The organism is Edwardsiella piscicida, from assembly GCF_021733145.1.
GTDB lineage: Bacteria > Pseudomonadota > Gammaproteobacteria > Enterobacterales > Enterobacteriaceae > Edwardsiella > Edwardsiella piscicida.
This window is the reverse complement of record NZ_CP090968.1, coordinates 1,341,186-1,354,887: the sequence shown is the minus strand read 5'-3', so window position 1 is coordinate 1,354,887 and position 13,702 is coordinate 1,341,186. Positions and strand designations below refer to the sequence as shown.

Below are 13,702 nucleotides of genomic sequence, written 5' to 3'. Positions count from 1 at the left end.
TGAGCGGCGACAAAAAAAATACCGGCCCGTAGGCCGGTAGCGTCATGGACAGGTGCGCCGTAGGGCGCCCCGCGGCAGGCGATCAGGCCTCCAGCGCACGGGTGATCTTCTCATACAGATCGCCGGAGAGATTCTCCAGCGCCAGCAGGGACTCCAGCTGCTGACGCATCAACGCCTGGCGCCCGGCGTCATAGCGCTTCAGGCGGATCAGCGGATCCACCATGCGAGCGGCGACCTGCGGATTGCGGGTGTTCAGATCCGCCAGGATCTCCGCCAGGAAAGCATAGCCAGAACCGTCCGCCGCGTGAAACGCGCGCGGGTTAAGCTGGGCAAAGGCCCCCACCAGCGCCCGGGTGCGGTTGGGATTGCTCAGGGTAAATGAACGGTGCTGCAGCAGCGCGCGCACCTGTGCCAGCACCCCGTCGTCCGGCGCGGTCGCCTGCAGGGTAAACCACTTATCCATGACCAGGCCATCCTGATGCCAGCGTTGGTCGAACTGCGCCATCAGCGTATCGCGGCAGGGCAGCTGTGCGGCAACCGCCGCCGACAGGGCGCCGAGTGCATCGGTCATATTATCCGCCTCGTGATACTGGGCGCTGACCAGGGCATCCGCCTGGGCCACGTCGTCGCCAAACGCCAGGTAGCGCAGGCAGACGTTACGCAGCGCCCGCTTGGCGATATCGCCATGCTCGATACGGTACTCCGGCGTGGCGTTGCGCTGATACGCTCGCAGCCACCCCGTCGCCAGCTGCTGGGCCAGCAGGCGGGTCAACGCCTGGTGCACCTGGGCGATGGCCTCGGGATCGATCTGGCTGAACAGCTCGGCCATCTCCACCTCTGACGGCAGGGTCAGGATCTGCGCACGCAGCGCCGGATCCTGGCGCTCATCCGCCAGCACGCTGCCAAACGCCGCCACCACGTGCTCCGGCAGCGACAGCGGCTGCCCCTGCTGGCTGCGCGAGACGTTCAGGCGCACATACTTGGCCAGCAGCATCTGCGCCGCGTCCCAGCGAGCAAAGTCGTTGCGCGCGTGCTGCATCAGGAAGGTCAGCTGGCGATCGCTGTAGGGGTACTCCAGACGCACCGGCGCGGAAAACTCCCGCAGCAGCGACGGCGTCGGCGCCTGCGGCACGTTGTCGAAGGCGAAGCTCTGCTCCGCCTCGGTCACGCTCAGTACGTTGCCGACCGGCGCGCCGTCCATCACCAGCGGGATCACCTCGCCCTGGTCGTTATACAGCTCAATATCCAGCGGAATATGCAGCGGCCGCTTTTCCGTCTGATCCGCCGTAGCGGGGGTCGTCTGGGTCACATACAGCCGGTACTGCTGCCGCTCGGCGTCATATTCGTCGCGCACCGTCAGCAGCGGGGTACCAGACTGGCTGTACCAGCGGCGGAACAGCGTCAGATCGATGCCGGAGGCGTCCTCCATCGCCTGGACAAAGTCGTCGCAGGTCGCGGCGCTGCCGTCGTGACGCGTAAAGTAAAGCTGCATCCCCGCCTGGAACTTCGCCTCTCCCAGCAGGGTGTGCATCATACGGATCACTTCGGCGCCCTTCTCATACACCGTCAGGGTATAGAAGTTATTCATCTCGATCACTTTGTCGGGACGGATCGGGTGCGCCATCGGGCCGGCATCCTCGGCGAACTGCGCGCCGCGCAGCACCCGCACGTTGTCGATGCGGTTCACCGCCCGCGACCCCAGGTCGGAGCTGAACTCCTGATCGCGGAAGACGGTCAGCCCCTCTTTCAGGCTCAGCTGGAACCAGTCGCGACAGGTTACCCGGTTGCCGGTCCAGTTATGGAAATATTCGTGGCCGATCACCGACTCGATATTCAGGTAATCCTTGTCGGTGGCCGTCTGCGCCTTGGCCAGCACAAACTTGGCGTTGAAGATGTTCAGCCCCTTGTTCTCCATCGCCCCCATATTAAAGAAGTCCACCGCCACGACCATATAGATATCCAGGTCGTACTCCAGGCCAAAGCGCTGCTCGTCCCAGCGCATGGCGTTTTTCAGCGAGGTCATCGCCCAGTCGGCGCGATCGAGGTTACCGCGGTCGACGTACAGCTCCAGCGCCACCCGGCGCCCGCTGCGAGTAATAAAGGTATCGCTCAGCCGATCGAAGTCGCCGGCCACCAGGGCGAACAGATAGCAGGGCTTCGGGAACGGATCTTCCCACTGCACCCAGTGGCGCCCGTCCTCCAGCTCGCCCTGGCCTACGCGGTTACCGTTGGACAGCAGGTAGGGATAGCGCGCTTTATCCGCCACGATACGGGTACGGAACCGGGCCAGCACGTCGGGGCGATCCAGATAGTAGGTAATATGGCGGAACCCTTCGGCCTCGCACTGGGTGCACAGCGCCTCGCCCGACTGGTATAGCCCCTCCAGAGCGCTGTTTTGCGCCGGATGAATCTCGTTGACGATGGTCAGGGCAAACTGCGCCGGCAGCCCGTCGACGATCAGCTGATTGCCCTCAATGCGGTACTCCGTCCAGGCGATGCCGTCCACGGAGAGGCTGCGCAGGGTCAGCGCCTCGCCGTCGAGTACCAGTGCCGCCCCCGGGCTCCCCAACCGCGTCACCTGACTAACGGCCGTCACCGTGGTGCAGTCCGCATCGAGTACAAAATCCAGGTCCAGATCGGTGATGGTGTAATCCGGCGTTTTATAGTCGCGGCGATATTTCGCCTGTGGTTGTTGTTGCGTCATAGCTACCCTTAATTGGCTGTCTTTGGAGGGGGCCAGGTCGCCCGACCCAGTCGGCCGGTTTACCTGTGCAATCCATACGGCGCCGTATCAGTCCGGCGCCGCACACGCCCCGCATCGTCGCAGCATATAGCGTGCGATGGGATAGTGCCATACTACCCAATCGACAGCGTTAACACACCGCGCAGAGTGCGATCGGCCGCGGCGCCATCCGGCCGCGCCGCGCGAACAGGGGCGCCCAATCCGCAACCTGTCAGGCGCCATTTGCGCAGATTATCGGTTCATTCTGCGTATAAACTAGGTATACTCCTTCGACTTTTGTCAATAATCCCTGACGAGGATGCAGTAACGCGCCATGACTCAAGATGTCTCCCCGATTATCACTTCGCTGCTGGACACCGACGCCTACAAACTGCATATGCAACAGGCGGTGTACCATCGTTACCGCAATGTCAGCGTTGCGGCGGAGTTTCGCTGCCGTGGCGATGAGCTGCTGGGGGAATACGCCGACGAGATAGCCAGCCAGGTCAATCTGATGGGGCAGCTGGCCCTGACGCAGGATGAGTATGACTATCTGGCCGCCCTTCCCTTCTTCCAGCGCGACTATCTTGACTGGCTGCGTACTCTGCGCCTCGATCCGCGCCGGGTGGCCATCAGCAACGATCGCGGACGCCTGAACATTCGCATCAGCGGTCCGTGGCGTGAGGTGATCCTGTGGGAGGTTCCTCTGCTGGCGGTGATCAGCGAGGTGGTGCACCGTCACCGCTCGCCCCATATCACCCCGGAGATCGCCGTGGCGCAGCTGCAGCGACGCCTGAGTGAGTTCCGCCATCTGAGCGCGGACGTCGATCTGCGCGGGTTCCGCCTGATGGACTTCGGCACCCGTCGTCGCTTCTCGCGGGCGGTGCACCAGGCCATCCTGACGACCCTGAAGAGTGAGTTCCCCTACCTGAGCGGCACCAGCAACTATCTGTTTGCCAAACAGATGGGGCTGACGCCGCTGGGCACCCAGGCCCATGAATGGTTCCAGGCCCACCAGCAGATCTGTCCGGTGCTGGCCAACAGCCAGCGGGCGGCGCTGCAGTCCTGGCTGGATGAGTACCCCGATCAGCTGGGGATCGCCCTGACCGACTGCATCACCATGGATGCGTTTTTACGCGACTTTGGCAGCCAGTTCGCCGGTCACTATCAGGGGCTGCGCCACGACTCCGGCGATCCCATCGCCTGGGGCGAAAAAGCCATCGCCCACTATGAGCAGCTGGGGCTCGACCCGCAGGATAAGGTGCTGGTCTTCTCCGATAATCTGGATCTCCCCAAGGCGCTGGTGCTGTACCGCCACTTCCATCACCGCATCAATCTCAGCTTCGGCATCGGCACCCGCTTAACCTGCGATCTGCCCGGCGTACGTCCGCTGAACATCGTCATCAAACTGGTGGAGTGTAACGGTAAACCGGTGGCCAAGCTTTCCGACAGCCCGGGAAAAACCATCTGTCAGGATGCCGCCTTCGTTAAGGCGCTGCGTAAGGCGTTCGATCTGCCGCTGGTCAAACGCGCCAGCTGAGTCCCTCCCCCGGCGCAGCGCCGCTGGCGCTGCGCGCCCGGCATCTCGCCCCTGCCATAACGCCGTTCCCGGCGCAAGGACGCCAAATCCACGAAAAAGTTGCCCCGCGGGCGCTTAATTCCGCTTGTGTCTGTTTGCATGACAAGTAACATAGCATCATGCCCTCCACCCGTGAGGGGGTAAGGTTATTTGTCAATCAAGATTAATATAAAAGAGAGAAATCTATGAGCGTAGTGCCTGTAGTCGACGTACTGCAAGGCCGCGTGGCGGTAGACACTGAGGTCACCGTTCGTGGCTGGGTACGTACCCGGAGAGATTCTAAAGCCGGTATCTCCTTCCTCGCCGTTTATGACGGCTCCTGCTTTAATCCGTTACAGGCCGTCGTGAATAATTCTCTGCCGAATTATGAAGATGAAGTGCTGCGCCTGACCACCGGCTGCTCCGTGGAAGTCAGCGGCCGGGTCGTTGCGTCGCCGGGCGAAGGCCAGAGCTTCGAGCTGCAGGCCACCGCCATTAAGGTGGTCGGCTGGGTCGACGATCCGGATACCTATCCGATGGCCGCCAAGCGCCACAGCATCGAATACCTGCGCGAGGTCGCCCACCTGCGTCCGCGCACCAACCTGATCGGCGCCGTCGCCCGCGTGCGTCACACCCTGGCACAGGCTATTCACCGCTATTTCAACGAAAATGGCTACTTCTGGGTCTCGACGCCGCTGATCACCGCGTCGGATACCGAAGGCGCCGGTGAAATGTTCCGCGTCTCCACGCTGGACATGGAAAACCTGCCGCGCACCGACGCGGGCAAGGTGGACTACAGCGAAGACTTCTTCGGCCGCGAAGCGTTCCTGACGGTGTCCGGTCAGCTGAACGGTGAAACCTATGCCTGTGCGCTGTCCAAGGTGTACACCTTTGGTCCGACCTTCCGCGCCGAAAACTCCAACACCAGCCGCCATCTGGCCGAGTTCTGGATGGTTGAGCCGGAGGTCGCCTTTGCCGACCTGAACGACATCGCCGGCGTCGCCGAGGGCATGCTGAAGTATGTCTTTAACGCGGTGCTGGAAGAGCGCGCTGACGATATGGCCTTCTTTGCCCAGCGCGTGGATAAAGACGCCATCGATCGCCTGCAGCGCTTTGTCTCCTCCGATTTCGCCCAGGTGGACTACACCGATGCCATCACCATCCTGGAGACCTGCGGAAAGCAGTTTGAGAACCCGGTATTCTGGGGCGTCGATCTCTCCTCTGAGCACGAGCGCTATCTGGCCGAGCAGCACTTTAAAGCACCGGTGGTGGTGAAGAACTACCCGAAAGACATTAAGGCGTTCTATATGCGCCTCAACGAAGACGGCAAGACCGTCGCCGCCATGGACGTGCTGGCGCCGGGGATCGGTGAAATCATCGGCGGTTCGCAGCGTGAAGAGCGTCTCGACATGCTGGATAAGCGTCTGGATGAGATGGGCCTGAAGAAAGAGGACTACTGGTGGTATCGCGATCTGCGCCGCTACGGCACCGTGCCGCACGCCGGCTTCGGTCTCGGCTTCGAACGCCTGGTGGCCTATGTTACCGGCGTTCAGAATGTGCGCGACGTTATTCCGTTCCCGCGCACCCCGCGCAACGCAACATTCTAATCAAGTCCGTAGCGTAAAAAGTACAAATTAGCAACAAAACAGGGGGTCAGCACAGCTGACCCCCTGTTTTTTAAACTTAGACCTGTGTCACAAAGTTCCCTAATTCTTACAATTGGAAACACATTATTTCATTCTGTTACCGCTATAAGATATTTGTATCATTTTGCCGGTGGATTATCCGCGGTACGAATGGAACACTGCCAACCAGACACAGGAAGACACCATACTCTCTAGCTTAGTTCCGTAGGGGGTTAAAAAAGTTCCCGATGGGATCAAATTAGGCAGTGGCAGGTGTCAAAAAAATAAAACCAATGAGGGTAACAATGATGAAACGCAATATTCTTGCAGTGGTAATCCCGGCTCTGCTGGTTGCCGGCGCGGCCAACGCGGCCGAGCTGTACAACAAAGACGGCAACAAGCTGAGCCTGTATGGTAAAGTTGACGCCCGTCATAAGTTCACCAGCGACAAGTCTGACGACGGCGATCACACCTATGCCCGCTTTGGCTTCAAAGGCGAAACCCAGATCAACAGCGAACTGACCGGTTACGGCCAGTGGGAAGCTGAAGCGAAAGCCAAAAAACCGGAAAGCGATTCCGGTAACTTCAAAACCCGTCTGGGCTTTGCCGGTCTGAAATTCGCCGACTACGGCTCTCTGGACTACGGCCGTAACTACGGCGTCGTATACGACGTAGAAGCCTGGACCGACGTGCTGCCGGTCTTCGGCGGTGACTCCTACACCTACACCGACAACTTCATGACCGGCCGTACCAACGGCGTTGCAACCTACCGCAACAACGGCTTCTTCGGTCTGGTTGACGGCCTGAACATGGCTCTGCAGTACCAGGGTAAAAACGGCGCCAAAGGCGAAAGCAACAACGGTCGTGACGCCCTGTCCGAGCAGAACGGCGACGGCTTCGGTATGTCTGCCTCCTACGATCTGGGCTGGGGCGTGAGCGCTGCGGCGGCTTACTCTACCTCTAACCGTACCCTGTCTCAGAAAAATGCCGGTGGCCTGATTGCCAGCGGTGACAAGGCTCAGGTATGGACCACCGGTCTGAAGTACGACGCCAACAACGTCTACGTTGCCGCCATGTACGCCGAAACCCTGAACATGACCCCGTACGGTGACGACGGTATCGCCAACAAGACCCAGAACTTCGAAGCCGTGGCTCAGTACCAGTTCGACTTCGGTCTGCGTCCGTCTATCGCCTACCTGCAGTCTAAAGGCAAGCAGCTGGGTGCAGACGCTAACCAGGACAAAGATCTGGTTAAATACGTTGACCTGGGCGCGACCTACTACTTCAACAAAAACATGTCCACCTACGTTGATTACAAAATCAACCTGCTGGACGGTAACGACGACTTCTACAAAACCAACGGCATCACCACTGATAACGTGGTTGGCGTAGGTCTGGTTTACCAGTTCTAATCCCGCGCGGCCACCGGTCGCCATGGATATCCGATCAGGCAGGGCTTAGGCCCTGCTTTTTTTTGTTTTTTTGCGCGACGCCGACGCTCAACGCCATGCTGCTTGCGTTTGTTTTTACAGCATTAATTCCGTATTCCCCGCCCTGCGCACCACTTTATCGTCTTTTTCAGCCAAACGGTTGGCAAGGGTTTTCCATAGCGGTAATCTGTCTCTCCACTGGCTTAACTGGACACATGGAAGCTCTCGCATGTTTGAAAACATCCCTGCTGCACCCGCCGATCCAATCCTGGGGCTGGCCGACCTGTTTCGCGCCGATGCGCGCCCGCATAAAATCAACCTGGGCATCGGCGTCTATAAAGACGAAAGCGGTAATACGCCGGTGCTGACCAGCGTTAAAAAGGCCGAGCAGTACCTGCTGGAGCATGAGACCAGCAAGAACTACCTGAGCATCGACGGGATCGCCGCCTTCGGCCAGCGAACCCTGGAGCTGCTGCTGGGCAGCGACAGCCCGATTATCGGCGCCGGGCGAGCGCTCGCGGCGCAGACGCCCGGCGGCACCGGGGCGCTGCGCGTCGCCGCCGACTTCCTGGCCAGTAAAACCTGTGCCAAACGTATCTGGGTGAGCAACCCCAGCTGGCCGAACCACCGCAGCGTCTTCAGCGCCGCCGGACTGGAGGTGTGCGAATACGCCTACTATGACGCCGATAACCACTGCCTGGACTTTGCCGCCCTGCAGGAGAGCCTCTCCCAGGCACAGCCCGGCGACGTGGTGCTGTTCCACGGCTGTTGCCATAACCCGACGGGGATTGACCCAACCGCGGCGCAGTGGGAGGCCCTAGCGGAGATGTCCCGCAGCAATGGCTGGCTGCCGCTGTTCGACTTCGCCTATCAGGGCTTTGCCCACGGGCTGGAAGAGGACGCGCAGGGGCTGCGCCTCTTTGCGGCCCGCCACGACGAGCTGATCGTCTGCAGCTCCTACTCCAAGAACTTTGGCCTGTACAACGAGCGCGTCGGCGCCTGTACCCTGATCGCCGCCGATAGCGGCAGCGCCGCCAACGCCTTCAGCCAGATCAAGGCGGTGATCCGTGCCAACTACTCCAACCCGCCGGCCCACGGCGGCGCGATCGTCGCCACCATTCTGGGCAACGATGCGCTGCGCGCCATCTGGGAGCAGGAGCTGACCGATATGCGCCAGCGCATCCAACGGATGCGCCAGCTGTTCGTGAATACCCTGCAGGAGAAAGGCGCCGATCGTGACTTCAGCTTTATCATCCACCAAAACGGCATGTTCTCCTTCAGCGGGCTGACCAAAGAGCAGGTAGGCCGTCTGCGCGACGAGTTCGGCGTCTACGCCGTCAGCTCTGGGCGCATCAACGTGGCGGGGATGACGCCGGACAATATGGCGCCGCTGTGCGAAGCCATCGCCGCCGTACTGAAATAACCGTGGGATAGCGCATACGGCGGGCCACCCTTCTCCGGGGGCCCGCCGTTTTTTATATCCCTGAGGGTTGCCTGTACGCGCCGTGCGTCATTAGCTCAGGGCGGCCATGCGCTTGAGGGTTTCCGCCGTCGTCCACAGATCGTTGGCAATGAAGCGGTAGTTGATCAGCGCCGCCTGATAACCGTCCCCCTCCGGCGCGCGTGGCCCGGCGGTGGCATCTTTCACCACCACCACCTCGAAGCCCTGCTCCACCAGCTCACGCAGATGCGATTCGATGCACAGGTTGGCCGCCATGCCAGCCAGCAGGATCTGCGAGATCCCCCGCTTGCGCAGCTGAAGCGCCAGATCGTTACTCTCCGGGCCGAAGATCTTATGCGGTGAGGCGATGATGGTTTCACCGTCCAGGATATAGGGCTTAAACTGCGGCATGAAATCCGCACCCGAATCGTTGAACCCCTCCAGCGTCAACGGCCCCTTCCGGTCGAACATAGGGGTATTATGCATAAAGTGCTCACCCGGCCCGCCGAATAGCCATTGATGATCGTAGGGATAATAGTAGTGGGGGGAGACCGCCACCAGCATCCCCTGGCGCTTAGCCTGGCGAAACAGCGCCTCCAGGTGCGCGACGGTGTTATTCTCCGTCACGCTCTCCCCGAGCACCGACCAGCCGGCCCCCTTCGGGCTGAGGAAGTCGATCTGCGGATCGACCACCACCAGCGCCACCCGTGGCTTCTGTAAATTGACGCCGAGGCGCGGCAAGCCATACGCCTTCGGCTCCGCGTAGGGATCGTCATTAGCCTTATCACCGCTGGCGGCGTGCGCCAGCGTCGATCCCATGGCGGCCAACCCGACGCCGGCGACGGCCAGCCTGACCCCTTTACCGATCGCTTCACGCCGAACCATCGGCTGTTCCAACTGCGGCTCTGCTTTCTGCTTCATATGATTTCCTCGCTGTGATAAGTCACGCGCTGCTAACGTGCCCCGTCACTCAGGCCGGCGCACGCAGCCGCGCCTGGCAGGTGCGGGATGAGGCGACGATGCAGTTGGCCGAGTGCACCATGGCCACAAAGGCCGCCGCCAGCATAATCACATCCTTCAATACCAGTCGCCCGGCTCCGGAGAGGTAGGGAAATCCGGTATGGGCGTCAGCGCCATGCACCCAGGTCTCCGGGGTAAAGATCAAGAATGTCAGGGTGACGAAAGGGGTCAGGAAGGCGAGCGTCGCCCCCCAGAAGCCGATGCGCGGCGAAACGTAGTGCGCCAGGATCAACAGGCTGAACACCACCTCGATCACGCCGAGGCCCGTGGAGTAGCCGTAGGTATTGTTGGCCTGATGCCAGGCTCGGTGCGCCTCGATCAATTCCCCTTCGTGATTTATAAACGAGGCATAGTTAGCCGGATCGTTATAGAAGAAGGACATGAACGGACTATTGGCGACAAAGGGCACGATGCTGTCGGCCTCATAGGGGATAAACTTCAGCAGGCCGATCCAGAGAAAGACCAAGGCGATGGCCAAGCGACAGAGCGTGGCGGCGAGCGCCTGCTGCTGCGCGAGGCGCTGGTAAAGTGTCGACATGAGAGGAGCTCCTTTAGGGGATAAATAAACCTCACCCGTTATACCCAAGGCGCCGATGTAACAACATGTGGCAACGTCTCAGCCTATTGTGCTCCCGTCTCAGTGCAGATTCCCTGTGATCCCTCCTGCGCTTTCACCTTCGCCCAGAACGACAGGCAGGCCATCCCTCTCCGCCGCCCCGGCCGAAGAGGCTACCTGCGCCGAGCGCATGTTCTTGCCGGCGCATCCGGCGCCGCGCCACCGGACGTTCGCCGCTGATGGGTTCGCGCCTGTCCGTCAACGGGCTAGCGGAATACGCGGGCGATAACGGCGCCCTCAGCGCATCGCTTCCCTCGGGCGGGATGTGCTCCTCCGCGGCGCGGCGTATCCATCGTCTCAGCGTAGAGCCCTCCGCCCCATTCCTCGCTCTCCGGACCTCTGCGCCAAACCGCCAAACGTCAGGCTACGCCTGACCTGCCGATCCCCCATAAAGCCCGCCCCCTCTTCGGGGGACGCCCTAGCCGCATGGCGATGGCTTGCTCGCCCCTTGGCGTAAGGCGCGTTAACAGCATGGTCAGGGGGCTTGCACACTGACGCATGGCGGGCAATTCCCCCAGGCCTGGCGCAGAAGGCAGAGCAAAAAAAACGCGGCCCGAAGGCCGCGTCCCTATTCTGATCCGACGCAGAAGGCGTTTAACGCATCATCTGAAACAGCGACATCCCCTGCATATCCGAGAAGACCTTATAGGAGGCCTGCAGCGAAACCTGGCGGAACGTGTAGTCGGTGATGGCCTGATTCCAGTCCACATCCTGTACGCTGCTGATACGCGTCTTATAGGTGATCGCATTTTCATCGCCGATGGCGTCCAGCGAGTCCAGCTCGTTCAGTTGGGTCCCCAGTTCGGCGCGTACCCGGGAGACGTTATTCAGCGAATTACGCAGCCCACGGTTGGCCGAGTCGAGCTTGTCTGCAACCGCTTTCTTCGCGGCGTCATCTTTACCCTCCAGCGGCATCTTCAGCGCATCGATCGCCTGCTGCAGCGAGGCAAAGATATCCTGCTCGCCCGTGCCGGGTTGGAACACCTGGTTGCCCGTATGGCTCACGGTCATGGTACGCGCCGCATCCACCTGCTGGGTCAGCGCCTTGTTGCCCCCACCATAGGTGACCTCGCTGGCCGCCCCCTTGGTGAACGGCGCCGCATCGCTCTTATAGCCGGCAAAGATATAGCGTCCGTTGCCGTCGGTGCTGTTGGCCAGGTTAAGCAGCTGATCGCGCATACTCTCCAACTGGGTGGCGATCGCCGCGCGATCGTCGTCGCTCTTGGTCCCGGAGGACATCCCGTCGACCAACACCGGCGTGGCGTTCTGCAACACGTTAGTTACCTGCTGCAGCACGCTCTCCTCCATGGAGGTGCTCTGACGCGCATAGCCACGGGCCATGCCGTACTGTTCGTTCATGGACTTGGCCTGGTTCAGCCCCACCAGCTGGGAGGAGCCCAGCGGATCGTCCGAGGGATTGATCACTTTCTTACCGCTGTCCAGCTGCGCCCCGATGCGCTGCCACTCCGACTGGGCATCGAGAACGCCGTTCATATTCTGCTGATATATCATGCTAGTGCTTAAGCGCATGGCGGTGTATCCCCTTATCGAATGTCAAGCAGAGCATTAAACATCGACGTGGCAGTCTGGATCACCTGCGCATTCGCCATGTAATACTGTTGAAAACGCACCAGGTCGCCGTACTCTTCGTCCAGGTTTACCCCGGAAACGGACTGCTGCTCTTTGGTCAGCTGCTTCACCACGTTGCCCTGGGCCGTGCTGTCCACCTTGGCGCCGTTGGTCTGGTTACCGATGGTGCCCACCAGCCCGGCGTAGGCGCCGCTCAGGGTAGCCTTGCCGCCGACGATCTTCTGATTCTGCAGATCCAGCATCTTCTGTGCGTTGGTGTTGTCGCCCACCTCGCCTTTGGCGCTCCCGGCGGCAATCTTCGCCGGATCGCTGATCTTGACGTCAAAACCGCTGATGGCGGTGGAGGTGGTGCGCAGCTTAAAGCTATCGTTCTCCGCCGGCGTATCGTTAATCTTCACCTTCAGCCCGTCAAACTTCAGCACCGTATCACCACCGTCGGCCTCCGGCGTTATCGTCTGATGGGTTCCATCCGCCAGACGGGTGACGTTCCACTTACCGTCTTTAAAATCGATGCGATAGTCGGTGGCCTGCACCTTGGAGATATCGTCATAGCTGGCCGACAGCGACGTCTTCGAGGTGTTATTAGTATTAGCCAGGCTCTCCGGCTGACCAAATCCAAACAGATCGCCGCCCTTGTCGCCGTTGAGGTCAACCCCTTCCGACTGAACCTGGTTAAACGCGTTAGCCATGCTCAGCGCAATCTGCCCCAGCTGATTACGGGTATTATCCAGCGCCTCATTGCGGAAGCGGAAGATACCGGCCATGCTGCCGCCGCTGATGCGCGCTTCGGGCACTTCGCTCAGGCCGTTGCCGCGATCGTAGGCCAGCGTGGTCCGCGACGGATCGCTGCTGGAGGGCACCGCCTTCACGCTGTAGGCATCGCCCCCCTGCACCAGCGACAGGCCGCCGGCAAACGAAACATTCATCGCCCCGTCCTGCATGCTGATATCGACATTGACGATCTGATTCAGCTCGCTGGCCATTTTGTCGCGCAGATCCAGCAGATCGTTGGGCGCGGTGCCGCCGCTAGCGCCGGTCAGCTCGGAGATGCGGTTGTTCAGATTGGCGATCTGCTTGGCATAGTCGTTAATCTGTTCGGCGTTATTGCTCACCGTCACGTTGGTGCTGCTTTCCAAATTACGCAGATACGCATCGGTGGTTTTAAACTGGGCCGTCAGGCCATTGGCATTGGAAATCACCGTCTGACGCGCGGCGGAGTCGCTCGGGTAGCTCACCAGGTTTTGCAGGTTCTTAAAGAAGTTCTGCATATTGGCGGCCAGGCTGTTGGTGCTGTCGGCCAGCAGGTTGTCAATCTGGGAAATCTGCTTGTGATAGGTCGACGTCGTCGCTAAATCGCTCTGTCCCTGGCGCAGCTGATTAACGATGAACTGGTTGTATTCGCGGTTGATCCCGCTGACCACCACCCCGTTACCGATAAAACCGGCCGGCGTGCTGGTGCCGTTGTTTTCGGCAAAGCTGACGGTTTGGCGGTTATAACCTGCGGTATACACGTTATTGATGTTATTGCTGGTGACAGCAAGCGCCGTCTGCGCGGCGCTCAGACCGCTCATTGCGTTGTTGATTAAGTTAGCCATGCGGTTTCCTTTGCACTAAAAAAGCCCGCTGCCGGGAGATCTACGGGCTCTTACTGTTACTCTGTTTATCGGCCGGGCGGCTCAAAACTTAAATATTTTTCGCCG

General features: G+C 60.4%; 9 protein-coding genes. 4 read left to right on the top strand and 5 right to left on the bottom strand.

Features of this window, described 5'->3' with window-relative positions:
* Positions 1-82: 82 nt before the first annotated feature.
* Entirely contained in the window at positions 83-2,704 is a 2,622-nt protein-coding gene (gene pepN, locus L1P05_RS06100) for an aminopeptidase N (protein ID WP_012848101.1), read from the bottom strand.
* Between the two features lie 352 nt (positions 2,705-3,056).
* On the opposite strand from pepN, the gene pncB reads away from it, so the two are divergent.
* The 4 genes from pncB to L1P05_RS06080 all read left to right on the top strand — a co-directional run bounded on the left by pncB (position 3,057) and on the right by L1P05_RS06080 (position 8,758).
* Positions 3,057-4,262 (top strand): nicotinate phosphoribosyltransferase, encoded by a 1,206-nt coding sequence (pncB, locus tag L1P05_RS06095; RefSeq protein ID WP_012848100.1) that lies wholly within the window; start codon positions 3,057-3,059, stop codon positions 4,260-4,262.
* A gap of 224 nt (positions 4,263-4,486) precedes the next feature.
* Positions 4,487-5,887, top strand: a complete 1,401-nt coding sequence (gene asnS / locus L1P05_RS06090) for an asparagine--tRNA ligase (protein WP_012848099.1) — start codon at positions 4,487-4,489, stop codon at positions 5,885-5,887.
* A 323-nt stretch (positions 5,888-6,210) separates the two neighbouring features.
* The gene (ompC, locus tag L1P05_RS06085; RefSeq protein ID WP_012848098.1) at positions 6,211-7,317 is read left to right on the top strand and encodes a porin OmpC; all 1,107 of its coding nucleotides are present in this window, start codon (positions 6,211-6,213) and stop codon (positions 7,315-7,317) included.
* A gap of 247 nt (positions 7,318-7,564) precedes the next feature.
* Positions 7,565-8,758, top strand: coding sequence for an amino acid aminotransferase (locus L1P05_RS06080; RefSeq protein ID WP_012848097.1), 1,194 nt, complete (start codon positions 7,565-7,567; stop codon positions 8,756-8,758).
* A gap of 90 nt (positions 8,759-8,848) precedes the next feature.
* Here L1P05_RS06080 and L1P05_RS06075 read toward each other — a convergent pair whose 3' ends face one another.
* The 4 genes from L1P05_RS06075 to flgK form a co-directional block, all read right to left on the bottom strand.
* On the bottom strand, positions 8,849-9,697 hold the full coding sequence (locus tag L1P05_RS06075) for a cysteine hydrolase family protein (RefSeq protein ID WP_012848096.1): 849 nt from the start codon (positions 9,695-9,697) through the stop codon (positions 8,849-8,851).
* Positions 9,698-9,746: 49 nt separating this feature from the next.
* A complete protein-coding gene (gene rclC / locus L1P05_RS06070; protein ID WP_012848095.1) occupies positions 9,747-10,334 on the bottom strand; it encodes a reactive chlorine resistance membrane protein RclC in 588 nt (195 codons plus the stop codon).
* Positions 10,335-11,006: 672 nt separating this feature from the next.
* Positions 11,007-11,942: a flagellar hook-associated protein FlgL gene (flgL, locus tag L1P05_RS06065; protein WP_012848094.1), complete on the bottom strand. Its 936-nt coding sequence runs from the start codon at positions 11,940-11,942 to the stop codon at positions 11,007-11,009.
* Between the two features lie 14 nt (positions 11,943-11,956).
* Entirely contained in the window at positions 11,957-13,597 is a 1,641-nt protein-coding gene (gene flgK / locus L1P05_RS06060; RefSeq protein WP_012848093.1) for a flagellar hook-associated protein FlgK, read from the bottom strand.
* Positions 13,598-13,702 lie beyond the last annotated feature (105 nt).

What these genes read in the sequence shown, in the direction of transcription:
- rclC (WP_012848095.1), bottom strand. Translation starts at nt 10,334, where the DNA reads ATGTCGACACTTTACCAGCGCCTCGCGCAGCAGCAGGCGCTCGCCGCC.
- flgL (WP_012848094.1), bottom strand. Translation starts at nt 11,942, where the DNA reads ATGCGCTTAAGCACTAGCATGATATATCAGCAGAATATGAACGGCGTT.
- L1P05_RS06080 (WP_012848097.1), top strand. Translation starts at nt 7,565, where the DNA reads ATGTTTGAAAACATCCCTGCTGCACCCGCCGATCCAATCCTGGGGCTG.
- pncB (WP_012848100.1), top strand. Translation starts at nt 3,057, where the DNA reads ATGACTCAAGATGTCTCCCCGATTATCACTTCGCTGCTGGACACCGAC.
- flgK (WP_012848093.1), bottom strand. Translation starts at nt 13,597, where the DNA reads ATGGCTAACTTAATCAACAACGCAATGAGCGGTCTGAGCGCCGCGCAG.
- ompC (WP_012848098.1), top strand. Translation starts at nt 6,211, where the DNA reads ATGATGAAACGCAATATTCTTGCAGTGGTAATCCCGGCTCTGCTGGTT.
- pepN (WP_012848101.1), bottom strand. Translation starts at nt 2,704, where the DNA reads ATGACGCAACAACAACCACAGGCGAAATATCGCCGCGACTATAAAACG.
- asnS (WP_012848099.1), top strand. Translation starts at nt 4,487, where the DNA reads ATGAGCGTAGTGCCTGTAGTCGACGTACTGCAAGGCCGCGTGGCGGTA.
- L1P05_RS06075 (WP_012848096.1), bottom strand. Translation starts at nt 9,697, where the DNA reads ATGAAGCAGAAAGCAGAGCCGCAGTTGGAACAGCCGATGGTTCGGCGT.